This is a genomic window from Enterococcus sp. DIV2419 (genome assembly GCF_051711865.1).
In the GTDB taxonomy this organism is placed as follows: Bacteria; Bacillota; Bacilli; order Lactobacillales; family Enterococcaceae; genus Enterococcus; species Enterococcus faecalis.
In genome coordinates this window covers 2260344-2278180 of record NZ_JBIONS010000001.1, presented here as the reverse complement: position 1 = coordinate 2278180, position 17837 = coordinate 2260344, and the positions used below count along the sequence as shown (strand labels likewise).

Below are 17837 nucleotides of genomic sequence, written 5' to 3'. Positions count from 1 at the left end.
CTTTTGTAATAAATATGAGGATAAGGTGTTCTTAAAATATACATACGCAAAATTCGGCTCTTTTTTTTTCTAAACTAAAAAAAGTAATTATTTCTAACAATTTTCATCTTGTGCTATGCTTAAGATGAAAATACTTAAGAAGAGAAGGGATCATATGTCAGCAAAACATAATCATGAACAACACCAGGAAAAACAGCCAACAATGTCCCACGATAAAATGAATCACATGAATCATGATATGGCGCATGAACAAATGGCTATGTCACACCAACATGAAGGAATGAAGGGAATGGATCATTCAATGCATATGGGGAATTTTAAACAAAAATTCTGGCTGTCATTGATTTTAGCTATTCCGATTATTGTTCTTTCACCAATGATGGGTTTTCAATTACCTTTTCAATTTACTTTTCCAGGTTCTGATTGGTTGGTCTTAATTTTAGCAACTGTGCTATTTTTTTATGGTGGACAACCATTTTTAAGTGGCGCTAAAATGGAATTACAGCAAAAGAGTCCAGCAATGATGACGTTAATTGCGATGGGGATTTCGGTATCATATTTTTACAGCCTATATGCGTTTTACATGAATCATTTTACGAATCAGGCCCACGTGATGGACTTTTTCTGGGAATTAGCCACTCTGATTGTTATTATGCTTTTAGGCCATTGGATTGAAATGAATGCTATTTCTAATGCTGGTGATGCCTTGAAAAAAATGGCTGAACTGTTACCTGACACAGTCAAACGAATGACTGAACATGGGGAAGAAGAAATTCCTTTGCAAGATGTTCAAGAAGGCGATCGCTTGATTGTTCGTTCGGGAGATAAAATTCCGACAGACGGTAAAATTTTGAAAGGAAGCACAACAGTCGACGAATCGATGGTTACAGGGGAATCAAAAACAGTAGAAAAAAACATTGGCGACTCCGTGATTGGTGGAGCTGTCAATGGCAACGGAATGATTGAAATTTCGGTAACTGGCACGGGTGAAAATAGTTACCTGTCAAAAGTTATGGAGATGGTTAAACAAGCGCAATCGGAAAAATCAAAACTAGAATCCATTTCAGACCGTGTAGCCAAGTGGTTATTCTATATTGCCTTATTCGTAGGTGTGTTAGCATTTATCGGTTGGTTACTCGTAACGAAAGATTTGTCGCTAGCATTTGAACGAATGGTTACAGTTTTTATTATTGCCTGTCCCCATGCGTTAGGCTTAGCAATTCCTTTAGTGATTGCTAGAAGTACCTCCATTGCTGCTAAAAATGGCTTACTTTTAAAAAATCGGAACGCATTAGAACAAGCCAATAAGGTTGAATATGTGTTGCTGGATAAAACTGGTACTTTAACAGAAGGACAATTTACAGTTACTGGCTTAGAATTAATGAGTAAGCAATTCACTAGAGAAGAAGCACTTAAATATATTGGAGCATTAGAAAAAAATGCAAACCATCCGTTGGCAATTGGGATCATGAACTATTTAAATAAACAAGCCGTTCAACCTTATGAAGCCCATAATCTGCAAGCTTTATCAGGCGTAGGACTGGTTGCTACTGTTCAAAACCAAGAAGTCAAAATAGTCAATGAAAAAGAAGTTGCACGGTTACAGTTAACCTTCGATGAAACAATTAAAACAAACTATCAAGAGCAAGGAAACACCTTGAGCTATTTAATCATCGCTGGTCAATTAGTCGCACTGCTTGCTTTAGGAGATAAAGTCAAACCAGAAGCTAAAACATTTATTGCAGAGTTACAAGCGCAAGGAATTACGCCAGTCATGTTAACAGGGGATAATCAAACAGCCGCCAGTGCAGTTGCTAATTATTTAGGAATGAAGGAATACTACGCAGAGCTCTTACCAGAAGATAAAGAAAAAATTGTGCAACAATATCTTACTGAGGGACATCAGGTCATGATGGTAGGAGACGGTATTAACGATGCACCAAGTTTAGCCCGTGCTTCAATCGGTATTGCGATAGGCGCTGGTACAGATGTAGCAATTGATTCGGCAGATGTTGTACTGACGGATAGTGATCCTAAAGATATTTTAAGGTTCTTAGATTTAGCCAAACAAACACGACGTAAAATGATCCAAAATCTTTGGTGGGGAGCTGGGTACAATATTGTCGCCATTCCTTTAGCGGCTGGGGTTCTTGCACCAATTGGGATTGTTTTAAATCCAGCTGTAGGTGCTGTCTTGATGTCATTAAGTACAATTATTGTAGCAGCAAATGCTATGACACTGCATATTTCAAAAAAATAATTCGATATAATTGTAGAGAGCGGAAAGTAATCAATACTTTTTGTTCTCTATTTTTTTCTTCTTAAAAAAAATTTTGCCTTATTTGACGTATTCTTATAACAAGGGAGTGAAAGGGGACGATATATGGATTTCAAGGAATTATTGTCTTTTGAACATAAAAATATGTTGGAATTGTTGGATTTACTGCAACAAGAGCAGACATTTTCTGTTTTGATGGCTGCAGAAAAACTAAAGGTGAGCGACAAAACCATCCATTGTTACATTCAACGTTTTGAAAAAAAGCAGGAAACGTTTAAGATAGAAGGGCTTTGTAAGATTTATACAACGACCAAAGGAATTGTAAAATATCGTGAATTATGCGTTTGTGGCTTGGCTCGGTTTAGACAAAAATTTTGTTATTTTATTCCCGAATTTTATATTTTACGTTGTCTAATTGAAGAGCGAATCAATTATGCGCAATTGACCCAGGTATTGGGATTACAGGAATCAACTCTTCGGAAGAAACTTTCTAATATTCGACGTTGGCTAGTTAATTTTGATATTATTGTACGTCAAAAACATTACGATTTAACTGGCAATGAATGGCAAATTCGACAGTTAATCCTTTGTTTTTATTTGTTTTTTCAAGAAAGCTGTCTAGAAGAAAACAGAGAAATGACTCGGAAAATCATTACCTTTTTTGAGTTGGATTTAAATGTAGCACAACAGAATCATCTTAGTTGGCTAATTTATATTTGGGAGAAACGATATAGAGGCGGTCATGAAATTTCAGTGCCAAATGCTAATTTATTTCAACAAACAAGTGCTTTTTTTTATTTATTTCGTGTGGAAGTGTTGAGCACTTCTTTTATGTCTCTTAAAGAACAAAAAGCGTTATTTGTGATTCTTGAAGCACATTTTGGTGGTTGTTTTGGCAAGAGAGCGCGAAAGTATTTTATTCATGAGCAAATGAAAATAGAAAGTTTATGCTTAAAAACAGCTATTTTTATTATGAAAGAAATTAGGAGAAATTTTACACAACATCATTTTAATTATCAAGAAATTCATTTATGTCGATTTTTAAGTACGCATATGAATAGTTTATTAGACGGACAAGCATGGTTGCCAGCTCATAAACAGGAACAAACACTCGCTGTACGTTATCATCAAACTTGGCACAGATTACAGAAACTAATTAGGCTTTTAAAACGCCTGTATCCAGTCTTTACTTCAGTAAAAGAAAGGGAATTGACGAGTTGCTATTTTTATCACATCCTAGATTTATTTGACCCGATTTTATATGAAAAAAAATATATTATTTGCCTATTGACGGACTTTCCTCCAGAAAAGGAACAAGCGTTGGGGCAATCTATAAAAAGCTATTTCAGTGAAAAAAAGAATATTACAATTATTCATGGAAAACCAGCGTATCAACTTCACCAAGCACACCTCTTAATTGTCAATCATTTGTTTCAGATGAACGTAGCGCTTTCTTCTGAGACAGTTGTTTATTTGCCAGAGGAATTATCTCCTGCTTTTTTTGAAAAAGTCGAAGCGAATCTATCGTAAGAAGTCCAATTTTGTCTAAATAGTGTTAAAATGAAGAAGTAAGAGGAATGGATGAGGAGGATATTAAAATGAAACAACTGCAATTTGGTACAAGTGACGAAACAGTTTCTTCGGTTATCTTAGGATGTATGCGCTTAAATGGTGCTGAAAATCCTCAACAGGTAATTGAAACTGCTTATGATCATGGCATTACATTTTTTGATCACGCCGACATTTATGGTGGCGGCGACTGCGAAACCATTTTTGGTAAGGCCTTAAAAGAAAGTACCATTCGTCGTGAAGATATTTTTATACAAACGAAATGTGGGATTCGTCAGGGCTTTTTTGACTTTTCAAAAGCACATATTTTAGAAGCGGTCGAAGGGAGTTTACAGCGTTTAGGTGTAGATTCAGTCGATGCATTATTGTTGCATCGTCCAGATACTTTAGTGGAACCAGAAGAAGTAGCTGAAGCTTTTCATTTATTAGAAAAACAAGGGAAAGTTCGCTATTTTGGTGTAAGTAACCAAACGCCAGGACAAATTGAACTTTTAAAAACAGCTGTTAAACAACCGTTATTAGCCAATCAATTACAATTTGGCATCAAGCATACTGGCATGGTGGATCAAGGCTTACAAACAAATATGGAAATATCAGGAAGCATTGATTATGATCATGGTATTTTAGATTATTCACGTTTGAAACAAATGACTATTCAAGCATGGTCACCGTACCAATATGGTTATTTTGAAGGTGTCTTTATTGGAAATGAAAAATTCCCTGAGTTAAATCAAAAATTAAGCGAATTGGCTGAAAAATATCAAACAACGCCAACTGGCTTAGCCAGCAGCTGGATTCTGCGCCACCCTGCTAATATGCAAGTCATCGCAGGAAGTATGAATCTTGGTAGAATTGAAGAAATTGCTAAAGCAGCAGACATTGTGATTAGTCGCGAAGATTGGTACGATATTTATCGTGCAGCGGGAAATGTTTTGCCGTAAAAAGATTCTCATACTTGTGAAGATTCAACGTGTATTGCTGATTGATTTTGGTATTTGATATAGTTGTCACTAAGGAACTATGTCAAATACCTTTTTCTTTCATTCTGCAATCGCCGTCTACTGCAAATTCTGTAGTTTTTTGTTAAAATAGAAAGGAAACTAGTTTGCTAAAGATGAGGGGAAAAAAATGACCAAAAAAAAATTATTACTCGTTGATGGAAACAGTGTAGCCTTTCGTGCATTTTTTGCGCTACATAACTCATTAGAACGATTCAAAAATAAGAACGGCTTGCATACAAATGCTATTTATGCGTTTAACAATATGTTTGAAAATGTAATGCAAAAAGAAATGCCTACTCATGTTTTAGTCGCTTTTGATGCAGGGAAAACCACATTCAGAACAGAATTTTATTCAGAATATAAAGCCGGACGTTCAAAAACACCGGGGGAATTTAAAGAACAAATGCCGTATATTCGTGAACTTTTAGAAGGTTTAGGCGTAAAATATTATGAACTACCTAACTATGAAGCAGATGATATTATTGGTACATTAGCCAACAAAGTTGATAAAGATGAATTTGATGTTGTCGTGTTATCAGGGGACCGAGATTTGACACAATTAGCGACGGACACTGTCAAAGTAGATATCACTGTTAAAGGAGTTAGCGATATTGAATCATATACACCTGAGCATATTGCTGAAAAATATGATGGGTTAACGCCTAAGCAAATTATTGATATGAAAGGGTTGGCTGGCGACACGTCGGATAACATTCCAGGTGTAACGAAAATCGGTGAGAAAACCGCGATTAAGCTGTTAAAACAATATGGCTCAGTTGAAGGGGTTTATGAGAATATCGATGAAATGAAAAAAAGCAAAATGAAAGAAAACTTGATTAATGATAAAGAGCAAGCCTTTCTTTCTAAACGTTTAGCGACAATTGAAGTCAATGCACCAGTCGAAGTCAATGTGGAAGACTTGGCATATGAAGGGAAAAACTTAGAAAAATTGGTTCCTTTTTATAAAGAAATGGACTTTAAACAATTTTTAGCTAAGTTGGACATTACAGAAGAACCTGTTGAAATGGAAGATATTTTATTTGAAGTAGTTGAAGATCAGTTAACCAATGAAATGTTTACAGACGATATGGCTCTTTATGTTGAGATGATGGAAGATAACTATCATACGTCACCGATTGTCGGCCTTGCTTGGGGCAACGACAAGAAGATTTATACCACGAATAATTTAGCTGTTTTTGAAAGTCAGCCATTTATCGATTGGTTGATGGATGAGACACGTAAAAAAAATGTCTATGATGCAAAACGGACGTACGTTGCACTAAATCGCTATGTAGGAAAAATGACAGGGATTGCCTTTGATGTTTTATTGGCTGCTTATTTACTTGATACCAATGACAATAACGCGGATATTGAAGGCGTAGCACAACATTACGGATATGATGCGATTCAATCTGATGAAGCCATTTATGGAAAAGGGGCCAAAAAAGGCTTGCCAGAGGACGAAGAAGTTTTCTTTGGTCATTTAGCACGTAAGATTAAAGCAATTCAATTTTTAACAAGCAAACTAGATAGCGAATTAACAGAAAAAAATCAAGCTGATTTATTCTATAAAATGGAATTACCACTTTCTCGTATTTTAGGCGATATGGAAATAACTGGTATCCGTGTTGATGCCACGCGCTTAAAAGAAATGCAAGTAGAATTTTCAGAACGCTTGAAAGAAATCGAAGAAAAAATCTATGCAGAAGCTGGCGAAGAATTTAATTTGAATTCACCTAAACAATTAGGCGTTATTTTATTTGAAAAAATGGGCTTACCTGTGATCAAAAAGACGAAAACTGGCTATTCAACAGCGGTAGATGTTTTAGAACAACTAAAAGAACAAGCACCAATTGTGGCCGATATTTTAACTTATCGTCAAATTGCCAAAATTCAATCGACCTATGTTGAAGGACTCTTAAAAGTAATTCAGCCAGATAATAAAATTCATACTCGGTATGTACAAACACTGACACAAACAGGACGATTAAGCTCAGTAGATCCTAATTTACAAAACATTCCTATCCGTTTAGAAGAAGGCCGAAAAATTAGAGAAGCCTTCGTACCAAGAGAGGATAATTGGTTGATTTTCTCTTCTGATTACTCTCAAATTGAGTTACGTGTGCTCGCGCATATTTCTAATGATGAGCATTTAAAAGAAGCGTTTGTGGAAGGGCAAGATATCCATGCCAGCACTGCAATGCGAGTTTTCGGTGTTGAAAAAGCAGAAGATGTCACACCTAACATGCGTCGTCAAGCTAAAGCGGTGAATTTTGGAATTGTCTATGGTATCAGTGATTATGGCTTGTCCCAAAACTTAGGCATTACTAGAAAGCAAGCGCAACAATATATTGACACCTATTTTGAAAAATATCCAGGCGTGAAACAGTATATGGAAGAGATTGTCCGCGATGCCAAAGACAAAGGCTATGTGGAAACATTGTATCATCGCCGTCGTTATTTAAGTGATATTAATTCAAGAAACTTTAATCTACGTTCGTTCGCTGAACGTACAGCGATTAATACACCGATTCAGGGAAGTGCCGCAGATATTTTAAAAATTGCGATGATTGAAATGGCGCGTCGTTTAAAAGAAGAAAAATTACAAGCGACAATGTTATTACAAGTGCACGATGAATTAGTTTTTGAAGTACCAGAATCAGAATTAGAACAATTAAATCAACTCGTCAAAGAAGTGATGGAGCACGCAGTTTCCTTACATGTGCCACTTATCACCGATAGCAGTTGGGGAAAAACATGGTATGAAGCAAAATAATAGCTTACCCATTAAGAACGATGAATAAAATAAGGATAAGTAGGATCTGGACGTTGATATCTAAGCGTTCAGACCTCTTTATATAAAGGAGCAAAAATAATGCCAGAATTACCAGAAGTAGAAACAGTGCGAAAAGGACTTGAAAAACTTGTTGTAGGAAAAACCATTCAAGAAGTCATTGTTTTTTGGCCAAGAATTATTGAATCACCAGAAGTTGATGTATTTCAAGGTCAATTAGCTGGTCAAACGATTGAAGGGATTGAGCGAAGAGGAAAATTTCTGATTTTTAAATTGTCTGATAATGATATGATTTCTCACTTACGGATGGAAGGAAAATATGAGTTTCATCAGGCTGATGATGAAATTGCCAAACATACCCATGTAATGTTTACTTTTACAGATGGCACGCAATTACGTTATTTAGATGTACGGAAATTTGGCCGTATGACATTGGTTCCTAAGAATCAAGGTCATCAATATAAAGGGATTTTAGCTTTGGGCCCAGAGCCAACACCAGACGTTTTCCAATTAGCTACTTTTCAACAAGGCTTGAAAAAGCATCATAAAGCAATTAAGCCATTGCTGTTAGATCAAAAGCTAGTGACGGGCTTGGGGAATATTTATGTAGATGAAGCACTTTGGCAAGCGCAAATCCATCCAGAACAACCAGCAGATTCCTTAAAACCTGCGGAAGTTGCTACGTTGTATCAAGCAATCATTGACGTCTTGGCACGCGCTGTTGAAGCAGGTGGAACCACCATCCGCACCTATCTAAACGCGTTAGGAGAAGCAGGGACTTTTCAAGTAGCGTTGAATGTCTATGGGCAAACAGGCTTACCTTGCAATCGTTGTGGTACGCCAATTGTTAAAACAAAAGTGGTACAACGTGGTACGCATTATTGTCCACAATGCCAACAATTGAAAGGTCGTCGATTGAAATGACAAAAGTTTTAGGCATTACAGGAGGGATTGCGACAGGTAAAAGTACGGTTGTTGCTCTTTTAAAAAAAGCGGGTTATCCAATTGTTGACGGCGACATTATCGCCCGAGAAATTGTTGCAAAAGGGCAACCAGCCTTAGCCGCAATCGTTGAAACTTTCGGACCAGAAATAGTATTAACAACTGGTGAATTGGATCGGAAAAAGTTAGGACAATTAATTTTCGCTAGTCCTCAAAAAAGAGAGCTGTTAAATGAAACGCTGAAACCTTTTTTAAGAAAAGAAATTTTACGTCAAATTGAAGAAGCTAAAAAGAAAGCCTCCCTGGTTATTGTTGATATTCCTCTGCTTTATGAAGCTCATTATGAGGCGATCATGGATCAAGTTGCTGTGGTATATGTACCAGAAAAGATTCAAAAAGAGCGTCTGATGGCCCGAAACCAATTAACAGAAGAAGAAGCGCAACAACGAATTGCTAGCCAATGGCCGATTGAAATGAAAAAAGAACGAGCAGATATCGTTTTTGATAACCAAGGAACTAGAGAAGAAACGGAACAGCAAGTGAAGAAGTGGCTAGAGGAACAAATTGGAAAGAAGTGAATATTTTTTTAATGGCGTAAAATGTTTTGAAAATTTCAGAAAAAACAGTGAAAGTCTTTGTTTTTATTAAAAAATGGCAAAGATTCAACGAAGAACCAGTTCTAAAGACCTAGTAATAGCGCAATTTCATGTTATAATATAGGCAACAAAAATTATACAGAATAGAAGAGGTGAACGTTATGCGTTGTCCAAGATGTCATCATAATAATTCCCGTGTTATTGATAGCCGTCAAGCAGATGATGGACGTGCAATTCGCCGTCGTCGTGAATGTGAAAATTGCAGTTATCGGTTCACTACATTTGAAAGAATTGAAGCGGCGCCATTACTTGTAATCAAGAAAAATGGGGATCGTGAAGAATTTAATCGTGATAAAATTTTGCGTGGGCTCATTCGCTCTGCGGAAAAAAGACCCGTTGCTATGGAACAAATGGTTCAAATTGTCGATAATGTTGAAAATCGAGTGCGTAGTTTAGGGGAAAATGAAGTCTCTACAACGCTTATCGGTGAATATGTGATGGAAGATTTAGTCAATCTAGATGAAATTGCCTACATCCGCTTTGCGAGTGTTTATCGACAATTCAAAGATATGAGCGTGTTTTTGAAAGAGTTACAGGACATTGTCGACAAAGCAAAATCTTCTTCTCCTGACTCAGAAAATTAAAAAGGAGGTCTTTCTTTGAAAGGAAATCGGCAAAGAATCCAACCAAAAAATATTTTTCAAGCGGTTATTGATTCACCGCTTTCTGATCAAGAGAAAGAGGTTTTAACCTTTTTATATCAACCAATTGTCGGCGCCAATGCGTTTAGTTTATATTGGCTTTTGTTATCTGAAACAACAGACTCAGAGGAGAATGGCTCGCTGTTTCATGCAGATTTAATTAGTTTGCTGGACTTGAGTTGCCAACAATTAGAAGAAGCTTGCTACAAATTAGAAGGCATTGGGTTGCTAGAAACGTATAAAAAAACAGATCGGGAATTAGGAGATTGTTATTTATATTATTTAAAAGCACCTGAAACAGCCGCTCGTTTTTTTAAAGATGAAGTGTTAGCTTTAGTGTTATTTAATCGGGTTGGACAACGGAAATTTGATCAATTAGTGCAAAAGTTCCAACCGCATCCTACTAAAACAGAGGGCTATCAAAATGTTTCCACTAGCTTTCAAGAGGTTTATGCCTTTAAAGAAGAACAAATTGTTTCCGAAGCGAACCGATTGACAACGATTCAAGAAACTTTTTCTCAACAAGAAAAATCGAAGAAAATTTCTGTATCAACGGATTCTTTTGATTGGCACTATTTTGTGGAAGGTTTGCACCGTTTAGGTTTACAACTGCCTGAAGATGAGGCTAGTTTTCAAGAAGAAGTCTATGTTTTTCATCAATTATATGGCATCAATGAGTTAGATATGGTAGACTTTGCTTCGAAATCATTTGACTATTATACAAGTCGAATTTTGCCTAAGGAATTAGTGCGAACGATTCATCAAGCGTTTGATCCTGATAAAAAACCACAACCAACAAACGTAGTGACAAACAAGCAAGCACAATTGACGGTGGAAGAGCAACAAACGTATCGATATAACGCATTAAAAATGAATGGTTTTTCTGAACTGGATATTCAAATGATTATGGATAGTGAAAAGAATCCGCCTATTCAATATTTAGAAGCTTTAAAAAATAGTCGAGGCGGCTATACGACACCACAAGAACGTTCATTAGTGAAATATTTGGTTGCTAAATCAGGCTTACCGACTAGTGTGATTAATATTTTGATTAACTATGTTTACAATATTCAACAACAACCGACTTTAAAAGCGGAGTATGTGAATCGAATTGCGAATGAATGGGGACAAAGTGGCATTCATTCACCAGAAAAAGCAATTGAACATGTCAGAGAATTGGCAAAACAAAGCCAAACCAAACAAAAACAGCGACAACAAAATTATTCAGGGAAACGCCAAACTGTTCGACAAGAGCGATTGCCAGAATGGGCAGATCAGCCAAACGATGAAACAAAACTTTCCCCAGAAGAACAAGCCGAGTTAGATCGACAAATTCAAGAATTTTTAAACCAAGGAGGTGACCAATGATGGAAGACGTAGGAAAAGAAATGTCAAAAATTATCCAGAAGCGTGACATCAATGAACGATATGAAGAGCTGGTTAACGAAGTATTGAAAGATCAAGATGTTCAAGCCTTTATACAAGCAAACCGAGAGCGTTTAAGCGATGAAGATATTCGTAAAAGTTATGCTAAGCTGTATGAATTTGTTCAAGAAAAAAAGAAATTTCAATTAAACGATCCGGCAATGATTGCTCCAGGCTATGAGCCAAGATTAATGTTGAATTTTCATTACATTGATGTAACGTATGTCCCAACGGCTGATTTAATCGCCCGTCAGAAGGAAGAAGAAATTCGCAATCGAGTAAGGGCAATGGACATGCCAAAAGATGTCCGAGAAGCAAATTTACGAGATTTCGATCCATCTTCTCAAGGTCGAGCCAAAGCGTTAGCAGAAGCAATGCAATTTTTAAGAGAATATCCTGCAACACCAAAAGAGTTTCATAAAGGGCTCTATTTACAAGGCCCCTTCGGTGTAGGAAAATCTTTCTTATTAGGTGCGATGGCTAATGCTTTAGCAGAACGTGGATTTACTACGACAATTGTTCATTTTCCAACATTTACAGTAGAAATGAAGCAAGCCATTGGTCGCGATCAAGTTGGTGAAAAGCTCGATGCAGTAAAAAAATCCCCTATATTAATGATTGATGACATTGGTGCGGAATCCATGACTAGTTGGATTCGTGACGACGTTTTAAGCGTAATCTTGCAATACCGAATGCAAGAACAATTAGTTACTTTTTTCTCTTCCAATCTAGATTTAAAAGCTTTAGAAGAGCATTTAACCGTGACGCAACGAGGAGAACAAGAGCCGCTAAAAGCCAGACGAATTATGGAACGTGTGCGTTATCTGTCAAAAGAGATTACGATGACAGGAAATGATCGACGAAACGGTTAAAGCAATCCTTTTATTTTTATGGATTGCTTTTTTTCTTGCGCTTGAAGATGTAGCGTAAGTTTCGCAAAAACAAGTACTTTTGTGTACACTGACAATAAAGAAGTGAGGAAAAGAGGCGTAACAATGAAGAGAAAACTTTGGATTTTTATTGGGGTATTCGTGGTGCTTCTGGGAGGATATTTTCTTTTGTTTAGAGAAAAATCCTATAAAGTAGAGGTGGAAAAAGTGAATCCAAAAATTCAACGCTTAATGTCGACAGACAAACAACATTTTTTAACAAAACATGAATTTCACACAAAAGAAACCGCTGAACGCAAAGATTTGTTGAAGTTTTTTATTGAAACCCGGCTCAAAACAGACGGCGGCTTTTTAACCAATTATTTACCAGATGCTGAACGCAAAGATGTCGCCACAGGACATGAGTTGCTAAGTGAGTCTTCTGGTCTATATTTGCGTAATTTAGCTTTTGATACGCAGGGACGTTTTGATAATTTTTACAAGCAGACGAAAGACACCTTTTACGACGGCGTCCAATTTAGTTACCGAATTGACGAGCAAGGCAATAAGTACAATGTCAATGCCTCGATTGATGATTTACGGATCATTCGTTCATTAATTGAAGCAGGGGGACATTTTAAAACAGATCAGTATGATCAAGAAATTAAAAAATTAGGCAAGAGTTTTATGAAAACCTCTATGAAAGATAATATTCTAATTGATTTTTACGATAGTAAATCAAAACAACAGTCTTCAGAAACTTCTTTGTTTTATATTGACTTAATTACGCTGGGTTATTTATACAAAGAATTTGGGATTTCAGCAGACTACTTGCAGTATCATTACCAATTAATAGACGATGGCTATATTTCTGATGATTTACCTCTTTATCAAACGAAGTTTAATCATCAAACAAATAAATACGAAAACAACGGAACACTTAATATTATTGAATCTTTATTAACGATTGTCCATTTAAGTGAAGTGGGTATGGCGAAGCAGACTAGTATTGATTTTGTGCGAAAACAAGTTCAGCAAGGGACGCTTTTTAACTCGTATGATTTAAATGGATCGCCCGTGGATAAAAATCAATCTGCAGCTAGTTATGCGATAGCGGCTTTAATTGGTGTTGCCGAAAATGACAAAGAGTTGTATCGTGCGGCAATTACAGTACTTAATAATTTTCAAATTATGGATTCAAGCAGTCCGATTTATGGAGGATTTGGTGATAAAGTTACGAAACAAGTCTATTCCTATAATAACTTAATGGCTCTTTTGGCCTATGATTTCTAGATGAGGTGAAAGCATGGAAAAGATCAAAAAATACATGAACTCGGCTTTTGAATGGTTGAGTCGTTATATTTCTCCAAGTCTTTTGGCCGTTTTAGGGATTGGGTTAGTGACAAGCATTTTGTTATTTGTTTATCCGATTAATGGCTTGGGAGATAATGGTGAGTATTTTCGTGTGTTAAATTCAAATAGTCTTTATCGTGTCAATGGTGATAGCTACGACAATGTGGCCTATTTTGTTAAGGACTTTTCAATTATGCGTTATTTTAATGAAACAACGACGCACTTTGTTTCCACTCAACAATTTTTCATCACCATTGCCATTTGGCTTAATAAACTTTTTTATAGTCAAACACTTTTCGATATTCGTTTCTTAGGTTTCGTTTATCTTAGTTGTTTTTTAGTGTCAATTTATATTCTGGTACGAGGCTTAACCGAAGGCGTGTCTTTGAAAAAAAGTTATCTTATCTCTTTGTTGGTTATTTTCATCTTGGGAGATACCTCCTATACGATTTATTTTAATTCCTTTTATACAGAAGCGACGAGTTTTTTACTTTCTGTGAGTGTCTTAGCATTTTCAGTCTATTTTTATCGGGTGACGAAACCACGAACTTGGCTCAGAAGAATAGTTTTGGTTATCTTGGCACAAGCAGTAGTACTTTTAATAGGGACAACACGCCAAGAATATTTGCTGATTATTGGCGTAATTATTGCTGGATTAGGATTTTTTGTCTACTTGTCACAACGTTATCAACGATTGTCAATGACGGCCTTTTTAATTGCGTTGATTGGTTTTACAACGTTAGCAGCTTTTATCGTTCCTAACGATATCTATGAACGTGATGTCTACCACAGTATGACGCGCGGTGTAATGAAGGATAGTAAGGTTCCAGATAAACGGATGTCAGAGGGCGGAATCAACCCGCAATATGGGTTGCAAAAGGGACGTTCCTACTTTGAAGAATACAGTCCTGTATCACCAACTTCTGAACAAATGAAAAAAGATTTTTTTGATAAAACGAGTTTTGGATGGGTGTTATTGAATTATTTAAATTATCCATCTGAATTATGGCAAGGACTGAATTCAGCGGTCCCAAATGTTTACTTAGTAAAGCCTAATAATGTGGGGAATTTTGAGAAAACGACGGGGCGTGCACCGCTGGAACAATCTAAATTTTTTATGGTGTATAACCGTATTAAAGCCAGTTTTTTCCCTAAAAACTTTGCTTTCTATCTATTATTAGGCGTGATTCTGTTTGGTTTATATGGCGTTGGTTTATACAGAGGAATCAAGAGAAACGAACCCAGATTAGTTTTTCGCTTCTTTTTAATGACAGGGATTTATCTAAATTTATTAGTTGTTTTCATTTCAACAATTATTATTGATGGGGATAGTGACTTAGTACGTCATTTGTTTTTAGTCTCAGTATTTTTAGATTTTCTCTTGTTACAAATTGTTTCTGATGTTATTGGTAAACGAATGTGGCAAGATACAACACCACAAGTCATTGGGGAGGTAGAGGGAATTGAAAAATAAACAATATCTTATTGGCTGGGTGTGTTTCTTACTCTTTTTCGTTTTTTGTGGCTTTGCCAAACCGGCGCTGGCTGCACCAAGTAAACATGTCTTACTTGTCTATGACAGCTTGAATATTGCTGGGAAAAAAGAAAATGATGTGGATGCTTTACAACGAGTGTTGACGAGTTTTGGAGTAGAAGTTCAGAGTGTGGCGGTGTCAGATTATGTGCCTGGCGAATTGCTAAATGATGGCTATGACAGTTTGATTTCTATGGTGAATTGGCCTGAACAAGCCGGCGTTATTGCCTCTGATTTTCTAGCAGATCGAGTTCATTTTAAAGGCAAACAATTACACATTGGTCGAAACATGCGTGACGATGAAAAACAATATTTTAGCGGTACGTGGAAAGAATTAAGTCATCGTCAATATCGGTTAGAAGATGAAAAAAACCGCTTTTCTCAAGTATTGCCTTTTCAAGATCAATCAGTTGTGCTGGAAAATACGCAAGGTCAGACGGTTGGCCGATTAAAAACACAAGAATTAGCACCAGAAGAATATCCATTTGGTGTAATTGAGAATGGGCATGCTTTTCTACCAATGTTTGAACGCAAAGGCGCTGTTTTTTTAGAAAGCTTGGACGTAATTAGTCAATGGCTGGAAAGTGAAAAAATGTCACGTCCGTTTTTGACGATTTCTGATTTTAACCCGTTAAGAGATATGTCTGTGGCAACCTATTTGCAAGAAGAATTAGTTAAAACCACGTATCCTTATATTTTATCCAGTACGAGCGTTTCACAAAACAATACGATTTTACCTTATAAACTATTTACGAATGCGTTACGTGCGTTTGCTTCGACGGGGGTTATTTTCTTAGAAACACCGATCGTTAACAATGTTGATTTAAATGACCAACGTGCCTTGAAACAATTGATGGAGCAGCAGATTAGTTTATTGGTCGACAGACATGTCTATCCAGTAGGCATTTCTGCTCCAGGATACTGGAATCAAGACCTTCAATACCAAGAGGATGGTCTAGCAATTAGTGATACAGTGATTCTAAGAGAAAATCCGCCGATTGAACGCGTTTTTTATCGGAACCAAACGGGAGAATCAATCACTTATAAGAATGCTTTGTTTGATTTACCGTATGATTATTTATCGGGGATTGAATGGACGGATAAAGATAATCCGAATGACTATCGATTTCCAATGCCGACCACCATTAGTTTTTCATTTCCAAATTCTAAAAAAGAAGTGGATCATCTAATTCAAGAAGTCAAGGAAGCACCAATAGTGTTTAGTGTTTCAGAAGCGGATCAACATTTCACTGTTCAAACACAAACGCAGAAAATCGAATTTCGGAATAATCGGTTCTTCTTAAACAATCAAATTGTCAATGGTTTGGCTGATACAGGGGCCTCAACAGTTGAAAAACAACGATTTACAGGGTTATTTTCATTCTTTTTCAGCATCACAAATAATATTTTAGTTGGCGTTGTTACACTGACTTTAATCATCCTGATTATTTTGTTTATGATTGGACGAAAGAATTATCGGTCGAAATATATTAATAAGGAGGAAGACAAATGACCATTGCTGACATTGTAATGTTAACAGCAACTATCATTATTTGGAGTCTACTAATTGTAAATATTCTCTTAGTTATTTTTGGCTATGTTTATTATTTAAAAACAGATCCTGTCGCACCACCACCTGTAGAGGACGAAGACGCGCCGTTTGTTTCAATTATGGTGCCGGCCCATAATGAAGGAATTGTCATTGTGCGGACAGTTGAAGCGTTATTGAATTTTAATTATCCGCAAGATCGCTATGAAATTATTGTGATTAATGACAACTCAAGTGATAATAGTGCTGAGCTTTTAGCGAACGTCCAAAAAAAGGCGGTTAATCGAAATTTGCAGATTATTAATACAGACAATATAACAGGTGGGAAAGGTAAGTCTAATGCCTTAAACATTGGTTTCAAGCAAGCCAAGGGGGACGTGATTGCCATTTATGATGCGGACAATACACCTGAACCGAATGCACTCCGTTATTTAGTTGGAGAGTTAATCGCTAGTGAGGAATACGGCGCAGTTATTGGTAAATTTAGAACGAGAAATCGCAATGCAAGCTTGTTGACACGCTTTATTAATATCGAAACACTGGCCTTTCAATGGATGGCACAAGCCGGTCGTTTTCAATTATTTAAGTTATGCACGATTCCTGGCACAAATTTCATTGTTCGTCGCAGTATTATTGAAGCCATTGGCGGCTGGGATGACAAAGCGTTAGCCGAAGATACAGAAATCAGTTTTCGCATCTATATGATGGGCTATAAAATTAAGTTTCAACCAAAAGCAGTGACGTGGGAGCAAGAGCCGCAAACTTTGTCAGTTTGGTTCCGACAACGGACGCGATGGGTCAAAGGCAATATTTATGTTATTGTTAAAAATGCTAAGTTATTGTTTAATCCTAAAGCAAGTCGGATCCGTTTTGATATTTTATATTTCTTGTCCATTTATTTTCTCTTAATGACATCGCTCGTTTTGTCAGACATCATGTTAGTTTTATCAATGTCTGGTTACTTAACAACGACCCTGCAAGGATTTAGCAATTCCTTGTGGTTGTTAGCGATTTTGTTATTTATTTTCAGTACTTTTGTCAGTATTACGACCGAAAAAGGCGAAATGACTTTAGAGAATATCTTAATTATTGCCTTGATGTATATTACATACAGTCAGATGTGGCTAGTAGTCGCCGCTTATGGCATGGTGATGTATATTAAAGAAAATGTTTTTCATAAACAAACACAAACAAAATGGTACAAAACTGAACGATTTAAATAAGGA

Annotated in this window: 13 protein-coding genes; all 13 read left to right on the top strand. The window is 36.5% G+C overall.

Annotation, left to right across the window (positions count from 1 at the left end):
- Positions 1–115 precede the first annotated feature (115 nt).
- The 13 genes from IGI97_RS10740 to IGI97_RS10680 all read left to right on the top strand — a co-directional run bounded on the left by IGI97_RS10740 (position 116) and on the right by IGI97_RS10680 (position 17834).
- Complete coding sequence (locus IGI97_RS10740) at positions 116–2260, top strand: heavy metal translocating P-type ATPase (RefSeq protein ID WP_002361337.1); 2145 nt, start codon at positions 116–118, stop codon at positions 2258–2260.
- 123 nt (positions 2261–2383) lie between these two features.
- Positions 2384–3808, top strand: a complete 1425-nt coding sequence (locus tag IGI97_RS10735) for a helix-turn-helix domain-containing protein (protein ID WP_284955314.1) — start codon at positions 2384–2386, stop codon at positions 3806–3808.
- A gap of 68 nt (positions 3809–3876) precedes the next feature.
- Positions 3877–4788, top strand: coding sequence for an aldo/keto reductase (locus tag IGI97_RS10730; RefSeq protein WP_002355754.1), 912 nt, complete (start codon positions 3877–3879; stop codon positions 4786–4788).
- A gap of 187 nt (positions 4789–4975) precedes the next feature.
- The gene (polA, locus tag IGI97_RS10725; RefSeq protein WP_002361339.1) at positions 4976–7624 is read left to right on the top strand and encodes a DNA polymerase I; all 2649 of its coding nucleotides are present in this window, start codon (positions 4976–4978) and stop codon (positions 7622–7624) included.
- A gap of 99 nt (positions 7625–7723) precedes the next feature.
- Positions 7724–8566: a DNA-formamidopyrimidine glycosylase gene (gene mutM, locus IGI97_RS10720; protein WP_010775662.1), complete on the top strand. Its 843-nt coding sequence runs from the start codon at positions 7724–7726 to the stop codon at positions 8564–8566.
- Entirely contained in the window at positions 8563–9162 is a 600-nt protein-coding gene (gene coaE / locus IGI97_RS10715; RefSeq protein WP_438738607.1) for a dephospho-CoA kinase, read from the top strand. Before mutM ends, coaE begins: the two co-directional genes overlap by 4 nt.
- 179 nt (positions 9163–9341) lie before the next feature.
- The gene (gene nrdR, locus IGI97_RS10710) at positions 9342–9824 is read left to right on the top strand and encodes a transcriptional regulator NrdR (RefSeq protein WP_002381296.1); all 483 of its coding nucleotides are present in this window, start codon (positions 9342–9344) and stop codon (positions 9822–9824) included.
- A 15-nt stretch (positions 9825–9839) separates the two neighbouring features.
- Entirely contained in the window at positions 9840–11249 is a 1410-nt protein-coding gene (locus IGI97_RS10705) for a replication initiation and membrane attachment family protein (RefSeq protein WP_438738605.1), read from the top strand.
- A complete protein-coding gene (dnaI, locus tag IGI97_RS10700; protein ID WP_002364725.1) occupies positions 11249–12178 on the top strand; it encodes a primosomal protein DnaI in 930 nt (309 codons plus the stop codon). The genes IGI97_RS10705 and dnaI overlap by 1 nt, the downstream gene beginning before the upstream one ends.
- An 81-nt stretch (positions 12179–12259) precedes the next feature.
- Positions 12260–13468 (top strand): hypothetical protein, encoded by a 1209-nt coding sequence (locus IGI97_RS10695; RefSeq protein ID WP_002385036.1) that lies wholly within the window; start codon positions 12260–12262, stop codon positions 13466–13468.
- A gap of 13 nt (positions 13469–13481) precedes the next feature.
- Positions 13482–15002, top strand: coding sequence for a glycan biosynthesis hexose transferase WsfD (gene wsfD, locus IGI97_RS10690; protein ID WP_002391654.1), 1521 nt, complete (start codon positions 13482–13484; stop codon positions 15000–15002).
- Entirely contained in the window at positions 14992–16575 is a 1584-nt protein-coding gene (locus tag IGI97_RS10685) for a hypothetical protein (RefSeq protein ID WP_211136983.1), read from the top strand. The genes wsfD and IGI97_RS10685 overlap by 11 nt, the downstream gene beginning before the upstream one ends.
- A complete protein-coding gene (locus tag IGI97_RS10680) occupies positions 16572–17834 on the top strand; it encodes a glycosyltransferase (protein ID WP_002355764.1) in 1263 nt (420 codons plus the stop codon). Before IGI97_RS10685 ends, IGI97_RS10680 begins: the two co-directional genes overlap by 4 nt.
- The last annotated feature ends 3 nt before the right edge of the window (positions 17835–17837 follow it).

Excerpts from the sequence above, each read along its gene's own strand:
- IGI97_RS10740 (WP_002361337.1), top strand. The coding sequence starts at position 116 with ATGCTTAAGATGAAAATACTTAAGAAGAGAAGGGATCATATGTCAGCA.
- IGI97_RS10735 (WP_284955314.1), top strand. The coding sequence starts at position 2,384 with ATGGATTTCAAGGAATTATTGTCTTTTGAACATAAAAATATGTTGGAA.
- IGI97_RS10730 (WP_002355754.1), top strand. The coding sequence starts at position 3,877 with ATGAAACAACTGCAATTTGGTACAAGTGACGAAACAGTTTCTTCGGTT.
- polA (WP_002361339.1), top strand. The coding sequence starts at position 4,976 with ATGACCAAAAAAAAATTATTACTCGTTGATGGAAACAGTGTAGCCTTT.
- mutM (WP_010775662.1), top strand. The coding sequence starts at position 7,724 with ATGCCAGAATTACCAGAAGTAGAAACAGTGCGAAAAGGACTTGAAAAA.
- coaE (WP_438738607.1), top strand. The coding sequence starts at position 8,563 with ATGACAAAAGTTTTAGGCATTACAGGAGGGATTGCGACAGGTAAAAGT.
- nrdR (WP_002381296.1), top strand. The coding sequence starts at position 9,342 with ATGCGTTGTCCAAGATGTCATCATAATAATTCCCGTGTTATTGATAGC.
- dnaI (WP_002364725.1), top strand. The coding sequence starts at position 11,249 with ATGGAAGACGTAGGAAAAGAAATGTCAAAAATTATCCAGAAGCGTGAC.
- wsfD (WP_002391654.1), top strand. The coding sequence starts at position 13,482 with ATGGAAAAGATCAAAAAATACATGAACTCGGCTTTTGAATGGTTGAGT.
- IGI97_RS10680 (WP_002355764.1), top strand. The coding sequence starts at position 16,572 with ATGACCATTGCTGACATTGTAATGTTAACAGCAACTATCATTATTTGG.